At 70.0% G+C, this 15,628-nt stretch carries 16 protein-coding genes; 8 read left to right on the top strand and 8 right to left on the bottom strand.

Features of this window, described 5'->3' with window-relative positions; genetic code table 11:
- Nucleotides 1–801: DNA glycosylase AlkZ-like family protein (locus tag AC1DVT_RS05260; RefSeq protein WP_477387114.1), on the top strand; the 801-nt coding region annotated here is incomplete at its 5' end.
- Nucleotides 802–804: 3 nt separating this feature from the next.
- Here the strand turns inward: AC1DVT_RS05260 and AC1DVT_RS05255 are convergent.
- Nucleotides 805–1,719, bottom strand: a complete 915-nt coding sequence (locus AC1DVT_RS05255; protein WP_477387112.1) for a hypothetical protein — start codon at nucleotides 1,717–1,719, stop codon at nucleotides 805–807.
- A complete protein-coding gene (locus AC1DVT_RS05250; RefSeq protein ID WP_477387110.1) occupies nucleotides 1,716–3,011 on the bottom strand; it encodes a winged helix-turn-helix domain-containing protein in 1,296 nt (431 codons plus the stop codon). The genes AC1DVT_RS05255 and AC1DVT_RS05250 overlap by 4 nt, the downstream gene beginning before the upstream one ends.
- 62 nt (nucleotides 3,012–3,073) lie before the next feature.
- Here AC1DVT_RS05250 and AC1DVT_RS05245 point away from each other — a divergent pair, with 62 nt between their 5' ends.
- Together AC1DVT_RS05245 and ilvA are read left to right on the top strand one after the other, a co-directional pair.
- A complete protein-coding gene (locus AC1DVT_RS05245) occupies nucleotides 3,074–4,264 on the top strand; it encodes an AI-2E family transporter (RefSeq protein ID WP_477387108.1) in 1,191 nt (396 codons plus the stop codon).
- Complete coding sequence (ilvA, locus tag AC1DVT_RS05240) at nucleotides 4,261–5,499, top strand: threonine ammonia-lyase (RefSeq protein WP_477387106.1); 1,239 nt, start codon at nucleotides 4,261–4,263, stop codon at nucleotides 5,497–5,499. The genes AC1DVT_RS05245 and ilvA overlap by 4 nt, the downstream gene beginning before the upstream one ends.
- Nucleotides 5,500–5,512: 13 nt before the next feature.
- On the opposite strand, the gene greA is transcribed toward ilvA, so the two are convergent.
- Both greA and AC1DVT_RS05230 read right to left on the bottom strand, forming a co-directional pair.
- Nucleotides 5,513–6,004, bottom strand: coding sequence for a transcription elongation factor GreA (greA, locus tag AC1DVT_RS05235; protein ID WP_477387104.1), 492 nt, complete (start codon nucleotides 6,002–6,004; stop codon nucleotides 5,513–5,515).
- A gap of 91 nt (nucleotides 6,005–6,095) precedes the next feature.
- Nucleotides 6,096–6,491 (bottom strand): DUF4307 domain-containing protein, encoded by a 396-nt coding sequence (locus AC1DVT_RS05230; protein WP_477387102.1) that lies wholly within the window; start codon nucleotides 6,489–6,491, stop codon nucleotides 6,096–6,098.
- A gap of 66 nt (nucleotides 6,492–6,557) precedes the next feature.
- Here AC1DVT_RS05230 and AC1DVT_RS05225 point away from each other — a divergent pair, with 66 nt between their 5' ends.
- A complete protein-coding gene (locus AC1DVT_RS05225) occupies nucleotides 6,558–6,845 on the top strand; it encodes a hypothetical protein (RefSeq protein WP_477387100.1) in 288 nt (95 codons plus the stop codon).
- An 8-nt stretch (nucleotides 6,846–6,853) separates the two neighbouring features.
- Here AC1DVT_RS05225 and trhA read toward each other — a convergent pair whose 3' ends face one another.
- Nucleotides 6,854–7,540, bottom strand: a complete 687-nt coding sequence (trhA, locus tag AC1DVT_RS05220) for a PAQR family membrane homeostasis protein TrhA (protein WP_477387120.1) — start codon at nucleotides 7,538–7,540, stop codon at nucleotides 6,854–6,856.
- Nucleotides 7,541–7,669: 129 nt separating this feature from the next.
- On the opposite strand from trhA, the gene AC1DVT_RS05215 reads away from it, so the two are divergent.
- The 4 genes from AC1DVT_RS05215 (at nucleotide 7,670) to AC1DVT_RS05200 (ending at nucleotide 11,849) form a co-directional block, all read left to right on the top strand.
- Nucleotides 7,670–8,449, top strand: a complete 780-nt coding sequence (locus AC1DVT_RS05215; RefSeq protein ID WP_457101579.1) for an isoprenyl transferase — start codon at nucleotides 7,670–7,672, stop codon at nucleotides 8,447–8,449.
- Between the two features lie 37 nt (nucleotides 8,450–8,486).
- The gene (locus AC1DVT_RS05210) at nucleotides 8,487–9,608 is read left to right on the top strand and encodes an aminotransferase class V-fold PLP-dependent enzyme (protein ID WP_477387098.1); all 1,122 of its coding nucleotides are present in this window, start codon (nucleotides 8,487–8,489) and stop codon (nucleotides 9,606–9,608) included.
- Nucleotides 9,609–9,826: 218 nt separating this feature from the next.
- Complete coding sequence (locus tag AC1DVT_RS05205) at nucleotides 9,827–11,182, top strand: PhoH family protein (RefSeq protein WP_477387097.1); 1,356 nt, start codon at nucleotides 9,827–9,829, stop codon at nucleotides 11,180–11,182.
- Between the two features lie 268 nt (nucleotides 11,183–11,450).
- Entirely contained in the window at nucleotides 11,451–11,849 is a 399-nt protein-coding gene (locus AC1DVT_RS05200; RefSeq protein WP_477387095.1) for a hypothetical protein, read from the top strand.
- A gap of 108 nt (nucleotides 11,850–11,957) precedes the next feature.
- Here the strand turns inward: AC1DVT_RS05200 and AC1DVT_RS05195 are convergent, their stop codons facing one another.
- Genes AC1DVT_RS05195 through AC1DVT_RS05185 form a run of 3 tightly spaced genes read right to left on the bottom strand, consistent with a single transcriptional unit; the run spans nucleotide 11,958 to nucleotide 15,581 of the window.
- The gene (locus tag AC1DVT_RS05195) at nucleotides 11,958–12,614 is read right to left on the bottom strand and encodes a response regulator transcription factor (RefSeq protein ID WP_477387093.1); all 657 of its coding nucleotides are present in this window, start codon (nucleotides 12,612–12,614) and stop codon (nucleotides 11,958–11,960) included.
- Nucleotides 12,611–14,134, bottom strand: a complete 1,524-nt coding sequence (locus tag AC1DVT_RS05190) for a sensor histidine kinase (protein ID WP_477387091.1) — start codon at nucleotides 14,132–14,134, stop codon at nucleotides 12,611–12,613. The genes AC1DVT_RS05195 and AC1DVT_RS05190 overlap by 4 nt, the downstream gene beginning before the upstream one ends.
- 52 nt (nucleotides 14,135–14,186) lie before the next feature.
- A complete protein-coding gene (locus tag AC1DVT_RS05185) occupies nucleotides 14,187–15,581 on the bottom strand; it encodes a class II fumarate hydratase (protein ID WP_457101585.1) in 1,395 nt (464 codons plus the stop codon).
- Nucleotides 15,582–15,628 lie beyond the last annotated feature (47 nt).

Here is a 15,628-nt window from a genome sequence, read left to right as displayed (position 1 = left end):
GGCCTGCCCTACCGGGACGCCCGGGATTGGCTCGTCGCCAACGACCGCTTCCGCCGCGATGTGCTCGCGCAGTTGGCCGAGCGCGGACCCCTGCATCCGGCCGAGATCCCCGACACGGCGCAGGTGTCCTGGCGTTCGAGCGGCTGGACGCACAGCCGCAATTCGTCGCAGATGCTCGAGATGCTGCTCAAGACCGGCGAGGTCGCCGTCGCCGCGCGGGATGCGAAGGGCCGGCTGTTCGATCTCGCCGAGCGGATCTACCCGCCTGACCCTCCGCTTCTCGGGGCCGAGGAGGCCGCGGCGCTCCGCGCGGAACGACGCCTGGCTTCGCTCGGCATCGCCAGGGCCAAGGGGGTCGCGCAGCCCGGCGAGCCGATCGACGTCGGCACGGTCGGCCGCATGGCGGTCGTGGACGGCGTCGACGGCGAGTGGCAGGTGGACCCGGCATCCGTCGCGCTCGTCGAAGACTTCCAGCCGCGCACCGCGCTGCTGTCGCCGCTGGACCGGCTCGTCTTCGACCGCGATCGCCTCCGCGAGCTGTTCGGCTACGAGTATGTGCTGGAGATGTACAAGCCCGCCGCCCAGCGTCGCTGGGGCTACTTCGCGCTGCCGATCCTGCATGGCGATCGGCTGATCGGCAAGCTCGACGCGAAGGCCGATCGCAAGAGCGGGGTGCTGCGCGTGAACGCGGTGCACGAGGACTTCGCCTGGGAATCGGATGCCGCGGCCGCCGTCGCGGACGAGATCGAGTCCCTCGCCGAATGGCTGGGCCTCACCGTGCTGGGTCTTGCCGAGGACTGATCGTCAGTCGACCGCGAGCACCATCTCGTCGCCCGTGAACGCGATAGTGCCGCGCAGCGCCCAGTCGTCTGCCCGGTAGGTGAATGAGCCCGGTGCGCCGGCGCGCGTGCTTCCGTCCGCGGTGGCCACGATCACTCCGTCGGTGGCGGCGAAGGTCGTCCCATCGGGGGAGAGGCGCACCGTCGGCCGCGTCTCGATCCGGAACGTCAGGCCCGCAAGAGACGCGAGGTCGGCGGCCCACGGAACCTTCAGCCCGCAGTGCGCGGGCACCGCGGTGGCCGGCGCGGCACACGCATCGGCGTAGGCATCGAGCTGCTCCTGCGCGCGGTCGGTCGCCTCGGCCGTGAGGGTGACGTCCATCGCGACCTCGCTGCGGCCGTCGGCGATGATCGCGGACTCCTCGCCGACGAGCAGACCGCGAGGTGCGGCGACGACGGGATAGACCGCGGGGAGGAGCAGGATCGGCGCGGCGGCGGGCGCCAGTGCGTCGCCCACCCACACGGAGTCGCCGAGCGGCGTGCTCACGGTCAGGTCGCCGAGGTAGTCCGCGGCGAGCAGCCACCGCCCGCCCTCCGCGGCGAGTTCGAAGGTGAGCGCGTGCTCTTCGCCGGCGAGCTGGACGGTCGCGTGCACCGTGGTGGTCGCGTCCTCCGCGACTAGCCGATCGATCCGCGGGGAGCGCACGTGCTCCGATGCCCCCGCGAACGCCTGCTCGAGCACCGTCTCGGCGGCGGGGTCGAGCGGCTCCGAGCGCAGGTCGTCGATCGCCGCGAAGTCCCCCGCGGCGAGCGCGTCGAGATACCGCGTCGCGCTCTCCTCGGCGGTGAGCGGCCGGGCGACGAGCCACCACACGACCGCGCCGCCGATGACCAGCGCGGCCGCGCCTGCCGCGATGCCGATCACCACGGCACGTCTCATCGGCTGGCGAGCTCCTCGTCGGCGAGAGCGGGTTCGGCGCCAAGAACGGGTTCACCGGCCACCGCATCGTGGCGATGGGCCTCCGGCAGGACGTCGGCGAGGTCGGCCGTCGCGTCGCCGCGACGCGAGATCGAGATCCCCTCGAGCCCCTGCCACGCCGCCGCGGTCTTCAGCTCCGCGGCAAGGCGTGCCGCGGCATCCGTCGGCCTGCCGTGCTCCCACCAGGCGGACTGCACGAGCAGCGTCGACGAGGCGCGGTCTGCCTTCAGGTCCACCCGCCCGACCAGATCATCGCCGACCAGCACCGGCAGCGAGTAGTACCCGAACTGCCGCTTGGGCGCGGGCGTGTAGATCTCGATGCGGTACTCGAAGTCGAAGAGCCGCTCCGCGCGATCCCGGAACCAGACCACCGGGTCGAATGGGGTCAGGATCGCGGTCGCGTCGACACGGCGGGGGAGGGCCGCGTCGCGGTGCACCCACGCCTTCGCAGGTCGCCCGGCCGACTGCCAGCCCTGCACCGTGACCGGCCGCAGCTCTCCGGCGTCCACGAGTTCGCGGATCGCGGTCGTCAGGGCGGGCCGGTCCTTCACCCGCCAGTAGTCCGCAAGGTCGGACGCCGTGGCCACGCCGTACGAGACCGCTGCCCGCCGGACGAGCTCGCGGATGGCGTCCGGGCGCGCCACCGGAGCCTCGAGCACCTCGGCGGGGATCACATCCTCCGCGAGGGCGTAGCGCCGCTCGAATCCCCGCCGGCCCGCGATCGCCACCTCGCCGAACCACCACAGGTGCTCGAGGGCGTGCTTGACGACATCCCAATCCCACCAGGGCCCGCGGTGGGTCTGCTTGGCGTCGTGCTCGATCTGCGCCGGTCGCAGCGGCCCGCGCGCGGCGAGCTCTGCGCGCACCCAGTCCACGATGTGCCGGTGGGACTCGTACCAGCCGCCCGGCTTCGTGCCGTACCGCTTCCGCATGTCGTCCATGCGGAAGCGGAAGAGACTCCAGTCGGATGCCGGGATGAACGCGGCGACATGCGCCAGGTACTCCACATACGGTGCGCCCCGCGCGAACAGCAGGCGATCGAGGGCGGTCGTGTCGTACGCGCCGAGCCGAGAGAACAGCGGCATGTAGTGGCTGCGGGCGAAAACGTTCACCGAGTCGATCTGCAGGGTGCTCATGCGCGCGATGGCGAGATTGAGCTGCCGAGTGCCGGGGGCCGTTGGACGAGGCCGCCCGAAACCCTGTGCCGTGAGCGCGATGCGCCGCGCTTCGCCGATGCTGAGGGTCTCCTTCACCCGCTCAGCCTAGCCAGGGCGCCCGACACGGCCCCGCGCGGGTGGCGGCCTAGACTGGCGGGATGAGCGGCTCCGACGACAAGCCCCGCGGGTCGTTCTTCGATGCTCTGCGCGACCGTTCGCGGGTGATCACGACCGAGGCCGGAGCGACAGTGCCTCGCCGGCTGAGCGTCGCCGCCGCGTACGGCTGGCGCATCCTCGTCATCGCGGCGGTGATCGGCCTCGGGGTCTGGCTCGTCATCCAGCTCAAGCTGCTCGTGGTGCCGCTGCTGGTGTCGATCCTCGTCACCGCCCTGCTCTGGCCGATCTTCTCTTGGATGACCGGCCACCGGTTCCCGAAGTGGCTGGCGATCGTCGTCAGCGCCGTCGGTGCGATCGTGGTGGTCGGCAGCCTGTTCGCTCTGGTGGCCTGGCAGGTGTCGCGGGAGTGGTCGAGCGTGCAGTCCCGCTCGGTCGCCGCGATGGACCAGTTCCGCCAGTACCTCATCGACGGCCCTCTGGGGCTGACCCCGGACCAGATCGACGACCTGCTCGCGCAGGGGTGGGAGTTCGTCCAGGCGCAGGCCGAGCTGCTGTGGTCAGGCGCGCTCGCCCTCGGGACGACCGTCGGCCACGTCGCGACCGGCGCGGTGCTGTCGGTCTTCATCCTGCTCTGCCTCCTCGCCGACGGCGGCGGGATCTGGCGCTGGACCACCAGGCTCTTCCCGAAGCAGGCGAGGCCCGCGGTCGACGGCGCAGCGCGCGCCGGCTGGGTGACGGTCGTCACGTACGCGCGGACGCAGCTTCTGGTCGCCACGATCGACGCGGTGGGCATCGGGCTCGGCGCCTACTTCCTCCAGGTGCCCATGGCGTTGCCGATCGCGGTGCTGGTCTTCTTCGGCGCCTTCGTCCCCATCGTCGGCGCGGTCGTGACCGGCACCCTCGCGGTCATCCTCGCCCTGGTCTACAACGGCGTCTGGAGCGCCGTGTGGATGCTGGTCGTCATCCTGGCCGTCCAGCAGATCGAGGGGCATATCCTGCAGCCCCTGCTGATGGGATCCGCCGTCAAGGTGCACCCGCTCGCCGTCGTGCTCGTGGTCGCCGGTGGCGCCATGATCGCGGGCATCCCGGGTGCCCTGTTCGCGGTTCCGATCGCGGCATTCGTCAACGTCGTCGCCGTCTATCTGAGTTCGCGCGCCTGGGAGACCGGCGTCGCGCCACACGGCGATCTGATCTGGGACACCGTCCCGCGTACCAGGAGGACCCGCCCGTGAGTCTCACCCCGACCGTCCCCACCTTGGAAGAGTTCGAGCGGGCGGCGGTCGAATTGTCAGGCGTGGTCTCGCACACGCCGCTCGAGGAGTCGCAGGCGCTCTCCGAGGTGCTCGGCGTGCCGGTGCACCTCAAGCTCGAGAACCTGCAGCGCACCGGCTCGTTCAAGATCCGTGGCGCCGCGTACCGGCTCTCCCGACTGACCGAGCAGGAGCGTGCCCGCGGGGTGGTGGCGGCATCGGCCGGCAACCACGCGCAGGGGGTCGCCCTCGCGGCGCAGGCCCTCGGCATCCACGCGACGATCTTCATGCCGCTGGGCGTGCCGGTGCCCAAGCTCCTGGCCACCCGCGGCTACGGCGCGGAGGTGATCCTCGACGGGGCGACGGTCGAGACCCCGCTCCGACTCGCCGCAGAGTTCGCCGCGCGCACCGGCGCGGTGCTGATCCCGCCCTTCGACAACCGGGACATCATCATCGGTCAGGGCACCCTCGGGCTCGAGCTCTACGACGACCTGCCCGAGGTGGAGACCATCCTGCTCGGCATCGGCGGCGGTGGCCTGATCGCCGGGGTCGCGGCAGCCGTGAAGGCCAGGGCCGCGGTCGATGGACGCGTCGTGCGGGTGATCGGGGTGCAGGCCGAGAACTCCGCCGCCTATCCCTCGTCGCTCGCGGCGGGGGAGCCGCTCCAGGTGGCCACCCGGCCGACGATCGCCGACGGCATCGCGGTCGCGCGGCCGGGCGACATCCCGTTCGCGATCATCAAGGACCTGGTCGACGACGTCGTGACTGTGTCGGACGACGACATCGCACGCGCGCTCCTGGCCCTTCTCGAGCGCGCCAAGCAGGTCGTCGAGCCGGCCGGCGCCGTCGGCGTCGCCGCGATCCTGGCCGGCAAGGTGCACGCGACGGGGCCGACGATCTCGGTGCTGTCCGGCGGAAACATCGATCCGCTGCTGCTGCAGCGCGTCGTCGCACACGGGCTCGCGGCATCCGGTCGCTACATGACCCTGCTGGTGCCCCTGCCGGATCGACCGGGTCAGCTCGCCCGCGTCTCAGAGCTCCTCGCGCAGGCCGGCGCGAACGTCATCGAAGTGCTGCACACGCGCCACGGTCAGGGCCTGCAGATCAGCGAGGTGATCCTGCAGCTCAGCGTCGAGACGCGCGGCCAGGAGCACCGCGCGCACGTCATCGACACGCTCGAGCGGGCCGGCTACACCCCGACCGTCGTCGCAGACTGAGCGATGCGCCCGGTCACTGACCCGCGTAGGTCTCGACCTTCACGACCTCGACCGTGATCTCGCGGCCGTTCGGCGCGGTGTACGACGTCTTCTCGCCCTCGGCGAGGCCGAGGATGGCGGCGCCGAGCGGGGACGCCTCGCTGTAGACGTCGAGCTCGGAATTGGCGGCGATCTCGCGGTTGCCGAGCAGGAAGACCTCTTCGCCGCCGGCCACGATGGCCGTGACGACGGTGCCGGACTCGACGATGCCGTGGCTCGCGGGCGCCTCGCTGACGGTGGCCGTCTTGAGCAGGTGCTGGAGGGTGCGGATGCGGGCCTCCTGCTTGCCCTGCTCATCCTTGGCGGCGTGGTAGCCGCCGTTCTCCTTGAGATCGCCCTCTTCGCGAGCCGCGGCGATGCGCGCGGTGATCTCCTCGCGGCCGGTCGTAGAGAGGCGCTCGAGCTCGTCGGCGAGACGATCGTAGGCATCCTGAGTGAGGAATGTCACGGGTGCTTCGCTGGACACGTCGGTCTCCTTCGGTAGAAAACGCATCTCGTCAAACTTCAGACGCCCCGGCTCTGGCCAGGGCGTCACCAACGATTACGGTCCGGTCAGACTACGTCACCCAGCAGGAGTTGACAAAACCTGTCGTCGCCTCGGCCACGGTCGGAACCCGCTCCTGAAACGCCTGCGTGTGAGCGTCGGATGCCGCGAACTCGACGACCCGCCAGCCCACGACGCCGTGCTCGACGTCCTGCGCTTCCAGAGCGCAGGCGACGGCTGCGCCGGCCGGAGCGGAGATCTGCACGTGGACCTCGACCGTGTGCTCATCCACGACGTCGAAGCGCGTCGTATCGGCCGAGACGCTCTGCGCGGAGGTGGCGACGGTCTGCCACAGGAACGCGACCGCGGCCACGACGACCACGGCGATGGCGATGCCGCCGATCCAGCGCGCGACCGGCGAGCGACGGCGGCCGTACCGCTCGTCGAGCATCTCCTGCGTCGTTGACATCGGGTCCCGTTCGGCGAATTAGGGTGGAGGTTCCAGGCTATGCGCTTCCGCGGAACAGAGGACACGATGCACCAGACGTTCGCCGCACTCACGATTGCGGTTTCGGACGTGACCGGTACGCCGACCCCGGTCGTGGACCCCGCCCTCGTCACCCCAGGACCGTCCGGGTTCGTCGCGATCGCGTTCGTCGCGGTCGCCGCGATGCTGCTGGTGTGGGACATGATGCGCCGCATCCGTCGCGCACGGATCCGCTCGGAGGTCGACGAGATGCTCGACGCCGAAGAAGAAGCCGCTCGGCACGGCGAATCCCCGATCGCGCCGGCCGACGACGACGGCGCCGCCCCCGAGCGCTGAGCGCCGGCCTACGGGTAGAGCGGGTCGACCGCGATGATCAGGCACGCCGTCCAGTGGCACAGGAACGCGAGCACGGTGCACACGTGGAAGATCTCGTGGAAGCCGAAGTGGCGCGGCCAGGGGTTCGGCCGCTTCATCGCGTAGACGATCGCGCCGCCGGTGTACAGCAGCCCGCCGATCGCCACCAGAATCACCATCGCCTTGCTCGCGCCCCAGAGCTGCGGCAGGTACATGACGGCCGCCCAGCCCAGCAGCAGATAGAGCGCGACGTACAGCCAGCGCGGCGCATTGATCCAGAAGACGCGGAACAGGATGCTGATCACCGCGCCGCCCCACACCAGTGAGAGCAGCAGCACGGCCTGGCTCGTCGGCAGGGCGAGCACCGCGATCGGCGTGTAGGTCCCCGCGATCAGCAGCACGATGTTGGCGTGGTCGATGCGCTTGAGCACCGCCTTGGTCGTGGGACCCCAATTGAAGCGGTGATACAGCGCGGAGTTGCCGAAGAGGAGGAGCGAGGTCAGCGCGAAGACGGCGCACGACCATTTGGCGGCCGGACCCTGGGCGAGAGTGACGAGGACGATGCCTGCGACGATCGCGACCGGGAAGGTGGCGGCGTGGATCCAGCCGCGCCACGAGGGCTTGAGGTCGACGGTCGCAACGGCCTCGGCGTCCTCGAGCAGCGGAAGCTGGGGCATCTCCGCGCCCTCGTCGGGCGGGGTCTGGGATTTCGCGCTGCGGGCCACGGCATGAGCATACGTCTCGGAGTATTCCGGCAGGGGCACGCGAGATCGGTGCGCCGTCCCCGGTCGCGGTACCGTAGGCGTGTGACCGTGTCGAACGAGGGCCGAGGCCCCCTCTACCGGCTCTACATCAACCGCCTTCGCCGCAGGCTCCCGCGGGAGGCGGTCCCGCAGCACATCGCGATGATGATCGACGGCAACCGCCGGTGGGCGCGCCAGCTCGGCTACGACTCCGCGGCACACGGTCACCGCGCCGGTGCGGCGAAGATGCGCGATTTCCTCGGCTGGTGCGACGAGATCGGCGTGCGGGTGGTCTCGCTCTATCTGCTGTCCACCGACAATCTCCGCAAGCGCGACACTCAAGAGCTGTCCGATCTCATCGAGATCATCGCCGAGCTCGCAGGCGCGCTCTCCCATGAGCGCGACTGGCGGGTCAAGCACGTCGGACGGGCGGATCTGCTGCCGGCGCCGCTGGCGCGTGCGCTTGCCGATGCCGAGGAGCGCACCCGGGACAAGACCGGCCTCCACGTCAATCTCGCGGTCGGCTACGGCGGGCGCTCCGAGATCGTCGACGCGGTCCGCAGCATCATCGCCCAGCACGGCGGCGAAGGCGGATCGCTCGAGGAGCTCGCCGAGAGCCTCACGCCGGAGCAGATCGGGGAGCACCTCTACACCGGGGGCCAGCCGGACCCGGATCTGGTGATCCGCACGTCGGGGGAGCAGCGGCTGAGTGACTTCCTGCTCTGGCAGAGCGCGCACAGCGAGTTCTACTTCGTCGAGGCGCTCGGACCCGATCTGCGCGAGGTCGACTTCCTCCGCGCGATCCGCGACTACACGTCGCGAGATCGACGATTCGGCGGCTGAGCCCTGCCATTGCGGGGTCGCATGCCAGAATGTGAACGTGACCGATTGGGAGTCGTTTCTGGGGTCCTTCGACGGCGAGCCGGGATATCTGGATTGGGCGGCATTCGGCCCGCTCTCGCCGTCGGTGCGCGCCGAGGTGCATGCTGACGCCGAGCTGCTCGGGTCGGGGCGACCATCGGGCATCGATCTCGTGGGCGATCATGCCAGGGAAGCGCGCGAGCTGCTCGCCACTCTGCTGCGGACGGATGCCGCGCAGATCGCCCTGCAGCCTTCCACGACCTACGGGCTCATGCAGGCGATCTACGGGCTCGCCGGTGGTCTGCTGGTGTCCCGCGCCGAGTTCCCGAGCCTGACCGTCGCCGCGTCCCGCGCCGCGGAGGCGCTCGGGTCGATCCAGGTGCAGTGGTTCGAGCCGGACCGCGGGTTCGTCACACCCGAGGCGGTGCGCGACGCCCTCACCGACGACACGCAGGCCGTCGCGGTGAGCCTCGTCGATTTCCGCACCGGCTATCGCGCCGACCTGTCGGCGCTCCGCGACGTCATCGGCGACCGGCTGCTGATCGTCGACGCGATCCAAGGTGCGGGTGTCGTCGACGCGGACTGGGATGCCGCGGACGTCATCGCCGGCAACGGCTACAAGTGGCTCCGCTCCGGCCGGGGGACCGGTTTCGTCGCCTTCTCGGAGCGCGCTCTCGAGCGGATCACGCCCGTCCTCTCGGGGTTCGCCGGCACCGAAGGAGACCTGCCGCTGGACAGCGTCCCCGCGCCGGCCCCGTCCGCGCAGGCCTTCACCGTGGCGGGCCCGGACCATCTCGCGTTCGCCCGGCTGACCAGCGGACTGCGCGACATCCTCGACGTGGGTCTGCCGGCGATCGAGAGCGAGCTGACCGCACGGTCCGGAGACGTCATGTTCTTCGCCGATCGCTACGAGATCCCCGTGCTGACGCCGCGCGAGCCGCAGTACCGGGCCGGGATCGTCGCGCTGGCGCCCGAGCCCCAGGACGTCGGGCCGCTGGCCGCATCGCTGTCCAACCACGGGCTCACCGTCACGGTCCGCGGCGGCATGGTGCGCGTTTCGCCGCACGTGGGCACCGGCGCCGACACGCTGCGTCTGTTCGGAGACGCCCTGGCCGCGTTCACCGCGGCCCGGGTCTGGTGACGCGACCCGCCATCCAGCCGGCGACCGGCGCCGCGGCATCCGGAGTTCACATATTCGTAACCGGAGCACAGCGTGTCTTGGGCGTGTCTGTCGTCGGCCGGACGTACGTTCGTGGCATCGGGCAAGGTGCCTGATCGAGTCGGCCTTATGGATTGCGACTCGTGACCCCATGGTCGACTCGTGACCGCCGGGTGATCCGCCCGGGGCGGGAGTGGGTTGTGACCACACGAGCACCACAGAAGCAGCACCGCGAGACGGCCGACGAGGCTTTCGAGCAAAGCGAGGATCTGCGCACCTACGTGCTGGACACCTCCGTGCTGCTGAGCGATCCGCGGGCGTTCTTCCGCTTCGCCGAGCACAACGTCGTGATCCCGATCGTGGTGATCACCGAGTTGGAGGGCAAGCGGCACGATCCCGAGATCGGGTACTTCGCCCGGCAGGCGCTGAGACATCTCGATGAACTCCGGGTCGAGCACGGCCGGCTCGACTTCCCGGTTCCCGTGGGCGAAGGCGGAACCCTCCGCGTCGAGCTGACCAACACGGACGCCTCGGTGCTCCCGAGCGGCATGCGCCTCGGCGACAACGACACCCGCATCCTCGCGGTCGCGATGAATCTCGCCCAGGACGGGCAGGAGGTCACGGTCGTCTCCAAAGACCTCCCGATGCGCGTCAAGGCCGCCTCGCTGGGCATCTCCGCCGAGGAGTACCTCGCCGAGCAGGCGGTCGACTCCGGCTGGACCGGCATCGCCACCATCGACGTCTCGGGTGACGACATCAGCGACCTCTACGAGAGCGAGGTGGCCACCGGCGACAACGTCAAGGGCCTCCCCGTGAACACGGGGCTCATCATCCACTCCGAGCGCGGATCCGCACTCGGACGGGTGACCGGGGACGGCGGCTACCGGCTCGTCCGGGGCGACCGTGACGTGTTCGGTCTGCACGGTCGCTCCGCCGAGCAGCGCATCGCCATCGATCTCCTCCTCGACCCCGAGGTCGGCATCGTGTCTCTCGGAGGGCGTGCGGGAACGGGGAAGTCCGCGCTCGCCCTCTGCGCGGGCCTCGAGGCCGTGCTGGAGCGCCAGCAGCAGCGGAAGATCATCGTCTTCCGGCCGCTGTTCGCGGTCGGCGGGCAGGAGCTCGGCTACCTTCCGGGCGACGCCCAGGAGAAGATGAACCCCTGGGGGCAGGCGGTGTTCGACACCCTCGGCTCGGTCGTCTCGTCCAACGTGGTCGAGGAGGTCATCGAGCGGGGCCTGCTCGAGGTGCTTCCCTTGACCCACATTCGCGGGCGATCGCTGCACGACGCCTTCGTGATCGTCGATGAGGCGCAGTCGCTGGAGCGCAACGTGCTGCTCACGGTGCTGAGCCGCATGGGGCAGAATTCGCGGGTGGTGCTCACTCACGACGTCGGTCAGCGCGACAACCTTCGGGTCGGTCGCCACGACGGTGTCGCCTCGGTGATCGAGACGCTCAAGGGCCACGACCTGTTCGGCCACGTCACGCTGGTGCGGTCGGAACGGTCCGCGATCGCGGCGCTCGTCACCGACCTGCTGGAGGCCGGCGAGATCGCCTGAGCAGTCGCAGCGTGGGGGCCGGGATGCCGCATCCCGGCCCCTTTGCGTGGGCTATGCGCCGGCTTCGAATATGAGGAAAGTCTCATCGGTTCCGGCCCATCGTCGGGCGATGGTCTGCGACCATTGAGGAAGCGAAAGGGATCGCGGAGTCCGGGGTGATTCGGGCTGGGATCTGATTGGGGAATGGCACGTGGACGCAAGGGCGAGGTTCGCAGCCGGCGGCTTTTTCGCCGGCGCTGCGGTCGTCGCCGTCCTCAGCGCCGTTGCGATGGCCAACGCCGCCGCGATCGCGGAAGTGCCTGGCGCCTCGACCGGCCTGCCCGCCATTCGAGTCGCCGCGTCCGTCCCGTCGGTTGCCTCCCCCCTGGCCACCGTTGCGGCGAACCCGCCGGCCTCGATCGTCCTTCCGGTTCCGGTCCCCACGACCGAGACGGTGCCGGCTCCCGAGCCCGCCGTCCTGTCCGGCGCGGTCACTTCCGCGGGCGCCGCCGCAGGGCCTGCCGCCCAGCCGGCAGAAATCACCAAGCACGACAAGGTGAACAAGACTTCGGCCGATAAGTCGGCCGCACAGACGCCCGCAAAGGCGGGTAACCCATCCGGACATCAGCTCAAAGAGCAATCCGGATTGAAGAGAAGTCGATCGCACGTTCCCCCAGACGGCGATTGACCAGGCCGGAGTCCCCCAGCTCCGCGCCCTCCCCAGCCCCCGGTGTCCCCCAGCACCGGGGGCTTCTTCGTGGGCTCACGGACCGGGGTCAGGCGCAGGCGTGCCGAATCACTCCCAGCGGTAGCCGGCGCCGCGGACCGTCGCGATGTGGTGGGCGCCCACCTTCGTGCGGAGGTAGCGGACGTAGACGTCCACCACGTTGGAGCCGGGATCGAAGTCCATGCCCCATACGCGGCTGAGCAGCACCTCGCGGCTGAGCACCTGGCCGGGACTGCGCAGGAACTGCTCGGCCAGCGCGAACTCCCGGGCGGACAGCTCCACTTCCCTGGACCCGACGGTTACGCGCCTGGCCAGGATGTCCATCACGATGTCACCGTGCGACAGTGCGGTGGGTGCAGTTCCCACCGTGTCGCGCAGGCGCGACCGCACCCGCGCGAGGAGCTCGTCGAACGTGAACGGCTTCGGGACGTAGTCGCTGGCGCCGGCATCCAGTCCCTCGACGGTGTCACGGGTGCTGGATCGCGCGGTCAGCATGATCACCGGCACCGCGCTGCCGCGGCCGCGCAGCTCGCGCAGCACCTCGAGCCCGTCCATGGAAGGCAGGCCGATGTCGAGGAGCACGAGGTCGATGTCCGGCTGCTGGGCGCGTTCCAGCGCCTCGAGCCCGTCGTCGACGATCTCGGTCTGGTATCCGGCGGCTTGCAGCCCCCGGCTGACGAAGGCGGCGATCCGCTGCTCGTCCTCGACGATGAGGATGGTGGTCATCCGGCTGCCTCCCGCTGGAGCACGACGTCGCCTGCTCGCACGGGGCGGGGCAGCTCCGTGTTCGGGAGCGGGAGGTGGATGGTGAAGGTCGCGCCGCCGCCGTCGGTGTCGGTGACGACGCATCGCCCGCCGTGCGCCTTCGTGATGGCGTCGACGATGGCAAGTCCGAGGCCCGACCCGCCGACGGTCCGCTTGCCGTGCGCCCGGTCGAACCGGCGGAAGATGCGGTGCCGGACGGCGGGGGCGATCCCCGGTCCGTGATCGCGCACCCAGAGGCGTGCGCCGTCGTTGTCCATGGCGCTGCCGATCTCGATCATGGATCCCTCGGGGGTGTACTTCGCGGCGTTGTCCGCCAGCTGAAGCCAGGCTTGGAGGAGTCGATCATGGTCGCCTCGGATGCTGCCGGTGCCGATCGCCTCGACCCGCCAGTCATGCCCGGCGATCACCGCCACCAGCTCCCCGGTACGGGCGGTGAGCGCGCCCAGGTCGAGCTCGTCCATCGCGAACTGGTCGCCCTCGACGGCAGCCAGCAGATCGATGTCGTCGACGAGTCGGGTCATGCGATCGAGTTCGGCGATGCCGATCTCGCGCGCGCTCTCCACATCGGCGACATCGTGCGAGTCCATCATCTCCAGGTGCCCTCGCACGATCGTGATCGGCGTCTTCAGCTCGTGCCGCACGTCGTCGAGCAGCTGCCGCTGCACATCCACCGAGCCCTCGAGGCGATCCAGCATCGAGTTGACGGTGCGGGTCAGATCGGAGATGTCGTCGTTCCCCTCGGCCTGGAGCCGGGGGGAGAGATCGCTGATCGTGATCGAGTCGGCGGCGTCGCGGAGGCTGCGAATAGGAGACAGCAGTCGGCCGGCGACGAACCAGCCGACGATGGCGATGGCAATGAGGACCGCGACCGCGGCGATCCAATACGTGGTGATCGTGGAGGTCACCGACCCGAGCTCGGCTTCGAGCTTCACCGCCCGGAGATACACGCCCTTCTGCGGATCGCCGGGCATCTCGATCGGGACCGCGATGTAGCGCAGTGGGCCTTCGGCCGTGGACGCGGTGCCGATCACGGTGCCGCCCTCCGCCGTCGCCTCGCGCACGGCGCGCTCGATCAGCGCGGTGTCGTCGGACAGCTTGAACCCGGACAGCGTCTGCGGGACGAAGCGCGGGTGACCGTCGATGACCCCCACCGAGCCCTCATTGGGGCCGGTCACCAGCCGGGCGACCGCCGCGCGCAGGTACTCTTCGACCGTCTCGTACGCGTCGATGTCGAGGGGCTCGACAGTTGTCGCGGTGCCGTCGTCCGCTGTGTCCGGCGTTTCCGTCGTATCCGTCGGACGGGCGAGGGTCTGCAGTGCCTGCACCTGCGCGCGGAGTCGCATGTTGACGTCGTCGAGCACCCGCTCACGCTGCGCGAGGAAGGTGACGCTGCCGACCACGGCGAGGCCCACGCACGCGACCGCGAGGATGGCCCCGAGGATGCGCGCGCGCGCCGAGATGGGTCTGGGCGTGCGGGTCACACCCCGATTATCGCCCCGCGGAGGTTCCGGCTGGTGCAGACGCTCGCGATCATCAGCCAGGGTGGGTCATCGAGAGGAGGTCGAGCTTCTCGTCGAGCTGCTCGATCGTGAGGTCGCCGCGCTCGACATAGCCGAGGTCGATCACCGCTTCCCGCACGGTGATTCCCTTCGCGACCGAGTGCTTCGCGATCTTGGCGGCCGCCTCGTAGCCGATCAGCTTGTTGAGCGGCGTGACGATCGAGGGCGACATCCCGGCATACGCGGCCGCGCGCTCGACGTCGGCTTCGAGGCCGTCGATCGTGCGGTCGGCGAGCAGACGCATTGAATTGGAGAGCAGCCGGATCGATTCGAGCAGCGCCGTGCCCATCACCGGGATCGCGACGTTCAATTCGAACGAGCCGGAGGCGCCGGCCCAGGCCACCGTGGCATCATTTCCGATCACCCGCGCGCACACCATCAGCACGGCTTCGGGCACGACGGGGTTGACCTTGCCCGGCATGATCGACGAGCCGGGCTGGAGGTCGGGGATGCGGAGCTCGCCCAGCCCGGTGTTGGGGCCGGAGCCCATCCACCGCAGGTCGTTGTTGATCTTGGTCAGCGAGACGGCGATGGTGCGCAGGGCACCGGATGCCTCGACCAGGCCGTCCCGGTTGGCCTGGGCCTCGAAGTGGTCCTTGGCCTCGGTGATCGGCAGCTCGGTCTCTTCGGCGAGGATCGCGATGACCTTCTGGGGGAACCCGAGCGGCGTGTTGATGCCGGTGCCGACCGCGGTGCCGCCGAGCGGCACCTCGCCCACGCGGGGGAGCACCGACTGCACCCGGTCGACGCCGAGGCGGATCTGGCGCGCGTAGCCGCCGAACTCCTGACCGAGGGTGACCGGGGTCGCATCCATGAGGTGGGTGCGGCCCGACTTGACGACGGACTTCCACTCCTCGGCCTTGTGCTCGAGGGCTACGGCCAGGTGGTCGAGGGCCGGGATCAGGTCGTCGATGAGGGCCTGGGTCACCGCGATGTGCACCGAGGTCGGGAACACGTCGTTCGACGACTGGGAGGCGTTGACGTGGTCGTTCGCGTGAACGGGGGCGCCGAGCTTGCGCGTGGCGAGCGTCGCGAGCACCTCGTTCATGTTCATGTTCGAGGAGGTCCCGCTGCCGGTCTGGTAGGTGTCGACCGGGAACTCGGCGTCGAACGCGCCGGAGATGACGTCGTCGGCCGCTGCGGCGATCGCGTCGGCGATGCCGGCGTCCAGCGTGCCGAGCTCCTTGTTCGCGAGGGCGGCGGCCTTCTTGATGCGGGCCAGGGCCGCGATCTGCGAGGACTCCAGGCCCTTGCCGGAGATGGGGAAGTTCTCGACGGCGCGCTGTGTCTGCGCGGCATACAGGGCGTGCAGCGGAACGCGCACTTCTCCCATGGTGTCGTGCTCGATGCGGTACTCGGTGTCGGTCACTTCATTGTTCCTGTTCGTTCGGTGCGGATGCGGCCGCGCGGGTCGCC

This window comes from Microbacterium sp. P2_F9, from assembly GCF_056403635.1.
This window is presented reverse-complemented; position numbering and strand designations above follow the sequence as displayed.

Excerpts from the sequence above, each read along its gene's own strand:
- AC1DVT_RS05255 (WP_477387112.1), bottom strand. The coding sequence starts at position 1,719 with ATGAGACGTGCCGTGGTGATCGGCATCGCGGCAGGCGCGGCCGCGCTG.
- AC1DVT_RS05245 (WP_477387108.1), top strand. The coding sequence starts at position 3,074 with ATGAGCGGCTCCGACGACAAGCCCCGCGGGTCGTTCTTCGATGCTCTG.
- AC1DVT_RS05230 (WP_477387102.1), bottom strand. The coding sequence starts at position 6,491 with ATGTCAACGACGCAGGAGATGCTCGACGAGCGGTACGGCCGCCGTCGC.
- AC1DVT_RS05225 (WP_477387100.1), top strand. The coding sequence starts at position 6,558 with ATGCACCAGACGTTCGCCGCACTCACGATTGCGGTTTCGGACGTGACC.
- trhA (WP_477387120.1), bottom strand. The coding sequence starts at position 7,540 with ATGCCCCAGCTTCCGCTGCTCGAGGACGCCGAGGCCGTTGCGACCGTC.
- AC1DVT_RS05200 (WP_477387095.1), top strand. The coding sequence starts at position 11,451 with ATGGCCAACGCCGCCGCGATCGCGGAAGTGCCTGGCGCCTCGACCGGC.
- AC1DVT_RS05195 (WP_477387093.1), bottom strand. The coding sequence starts at position 12,614 with ATGACCACCATCCTCATCGTCGAGGACGAGCAGCGGATCGCCGCCTTC.